Consider the following 3082-nt stretch of genomic DNA (forward strand, 5'->3'; position numbering starts at 1 on the left):
CATCCGAAAATTCACGGGGCTATTTTAGCCATGCGTGATCATGAAAGTCATGTACAGGCTATGAAAGACCACGGTATTACCCCCATCGATTTGGTAGTCGTCAACCTGTATCCTTTTAGAGAAACGATTGCCAAACCGGATGTAACCTTGGCGGATGCCATTGAAAACATTGATATCGGCGGTCCCTGCATGGTACGCGCCGCTGCAAAGAATAATAAATTTGTCGCCATTATAACCAATCCCGATATGTACGGCGAGATTACGGAACTTTTGAAAAAAGACGGCGAATTAAGCGATGCCTATCGCCTGAATTTAGCTCGCTTGGCCTTTACTCATACGGCTGAATACGATGCGGCTATTGCCGCATATTTGACGGAAGAAGTAAGAAAGGGGGATAAGGCGTAATGAAGGTGGCAGTAGTCGGCGGCGGCGGTCGTGAACACGCCTTGGTGCGTAAATTACACGAAAGTTCGTCCGTAGAAAGCCTTTATGCCTTTCCGGGAAGTGAAGCCATGTCCGACTTGGCCCGATGCATCCCCTTATCCGTAACGGATTTGACCGGTATTACGGATTTTGCCGTAAAAGAAGGCATCGATTTACTCGTCGTCGGTCCCGAAGTACCTTTAACACAAGGGCTGGCGGATGCGGCTGAAGCCAAAGGCATTGCCGTTTTCGGCCCCGTTAAGGAGGCAGCTCGCCTTGAGGGATCGAAGGGCTTTGCCAAGGATTTGATGAAAAAATACGGCGTACCTACGGCGGCTTATGAAATCTTTACGGACAAAGAAGCGGCCAAGGCGTATATCGAAAAACAGGGTGCTCCTATTGTCATTAAAGCCGACGGTCTGGCAGCCGGTAAGGGTGTAGTCGTGGCACAGACGGTAAAGGATGCGACGGATGCCGTAGACGCCATGATGAAGGACCGCATTTTCGGCGAATCGGGCGGACAAATCGTCGTAGAAGAGTGTATGGTCGGTGAAGAAGCAAGCTTACTTGCTTTCGTAGACGGTAAAACCATCGTTCCCATGGTAGCGGCTCAAGACCACAAGCGTATTTTTGACGGTGACAAGGGCCCTAATACGGGCGGTATGGGTGCCTATGCTCCTGCTCCCGTTCTTACGGATCAATGGCGTCAAGTCGTAGAAGAAAAGATTTTGCGTCCCGTCGTCGACGGGTTGGCTAAGGAAGGTATTCCTTATAAGGGGTGCTTATATGCAGGTCTCATGCTGACGGATGAGGGACCGAAGGTGGTTGAATTTAATTGCCGGTTCGGCGATCCGGAAACGCAGGTTGTCCTGCCCTTATTGGACGGTGACTTGGCTCAAATCATGTATAACTGTGCTACCGGTCGATTAAATCCTCAAGACGTGCATTGGCATAAAGGAGCGGCGTGTTGCGTCATTATGGCTTCGGCCGGCTATCCCGAATCGTCACACAAGGGGGATGTCATTGACGGATTGGATGACGTAGAAAAGGACGGTAGTGTCTATGTATTTCATTCGGGCACTAAGAAAGAAGACGGAAAATTTGTCACTGCCGGCGGCCGCGTTTTGGGCGTAACGGCTCTGGGCGATTCTCTTCAGGATGCCATCAGTAAGGCCTATGCTCAGGTAGAACGGATTCATTTTGACGGCCAACAAGTTCGTCGCGATATCGGTCAAAAAGGCTTGAAACACTTGTCTTAAAAATATATAAAGCGGACTTCTTGTATATGCAGGCAGTCCGCTTTTATTACGAGAGGGCGATATGTCATGAATTACAGGACGGAGAAAGATTCATTAGGAGAAATACAGGTTCCTGCCGACAAACTTTGGGGAGCACAGACGCAGAGAAGTCTGGAAAACTTCCAAATCGGTACGGAAAAAATTCCCCAAGAATTGGTTACGGTCTTTGCTTATTTGAAAAAAGCGGCGGCTGAAACGAATAATAAGCTGGGAAACTTGGATGATGTGCGGACTCGGGCTATTGAAGCGGCCTGCGATGAAATCCTGGCTGGTCATTTGGACGGAAACTTTCCCCTGGCCGTGTGGATGACCGGTAGCGGTACGCAATTTAATATGAATATGAATGAAGTAATTGCTAAAAAGGCTGTCCAAATAGCCGTCGCTGCGGGAGAAAGTATAACCGTTCATCCTAATGACCATGTAAATCGATCGCAGAGCTCGAACGACGTCTTTCCGACGGCCATGCATGCGGCGACGTTGTGCTTAATTGAAGACCGCCTTTTCCCCGCCATGGACCGGTTGCAGTCTCTGCTGGAAAAGAAGGCGGAAGAATATAAAGACATTGTAAAAATAGGAAGAACGCATTTACAGGATGCCACGCCCTTGACTTTAGGGCAGGAAATCAGCGGTTGGGCCCGCATGATTGAACGAAATCGGGAGATGCTCGTGCAAGGATGCGAGTTCTTGCGTGATTTGGCTGCCGGTGGAACGGCTGTGGGTACGGGCATCAACTGCCCGAATGAGTTCGGACCTCTCTTTGCTGAAGAGTTGAGTCGTCTGACGGGTAAGGTATTCAGAACGGCAAAAAATAAGTTTCACTCTTTGACGAGTAAGGATGAACTCGTTGTCGCTCACGGCATGTTGAAAGCCTTGGCCTGTGATTTGATGAAGATTGCCAACGATGTGCGCTGGTTGGCGTCGGGACCTCGTTGCGGTATTGGTGAACTCATTATTCCCGCTAACGAACCGGGTAGTTCCATTATGCCGTCCAAGGTAAATCCCACTCAGGCTGAAGCGGTGACCATGGTAGCCGCACAAGTTATGGGAAACGATGCGACAGTCGGCTTTGCAGCCAGTCAGGGGAACTTCGAACTCAATGTGTTCATGCCCGTTATGGCCTATAACATGATTCAATCGATTCGTCTTTTGACGGATGTTATGGATTCGTTCGGTAAGCACTGTATAAAAGGGCTTGAACCGAACAGGGAACGAATTGAAGAAAATCTGCATCGATCCTTAATCTTAGTTACGGGCCTCGTACCTCTTGTGGGGTATGATAAGGCTTGCAGTATTGCCAAAAAAGCCGCCTCCCAAGGCTTGACCTTGAAGGAAGCGGCTGTAGAGAGCGGCCTTATTACGGC

3 protein-coding genes are annotated in these 3082 nt (G+C 49.4%); all 3 read left to right on the top strand.

Features of this window, described 5'->3' with window-relative positions; all coding sequences use genetic code 11:
• On the top strand, positions 1-405 hold a 405-nt coding region (locus PGX78_RS06885; protein WP_270446085.1), incomplete at its 5' end, for an IMP cyclohydrolase.
• Positions 405-1682 (top strand): phosphoribosylamine--glycine ligase, encoded by a 1278-nt coding sequence (gene purD, locus PGX78_RS06890; protein WP_270446087.1) that lies wholly within the window; start codon positions 405-407, stop codon positions 1680-1682. The genes PGX78_RS06885 and purD, both read left to right, overlap by 1 nt.
• 66 nt (positions 1683-1748) lie before the next feature.
• The coding region (fumC, locus tag PGX78_RS06895; RefSeq protein WP_270446089.1) for a class II fumarate hydratase at positions 1749-3082 on the top strand (1334 nt) is incomplete at its 3' end.

The sequence above is a fragment of the Megasphaera sp. AF13-6AC genome (assembly GCF_027685385.1).
In the GTDB taxonomy this organism is placed as follows: Bacteria; Bacillota; Negativicutes; order Veillonellales; family Megasphaeraceae; genus Megasphaera; species Megasphaera micronuciformis.

Coding starts and splice junctions, on each gene's coding strand:
- purD (WP_270446087.1), top strand. CDS start 405: ATGAAGGTGGCAGTAGTCGGCGGCGGCGGTCGTGAACACGCCTTGGTG.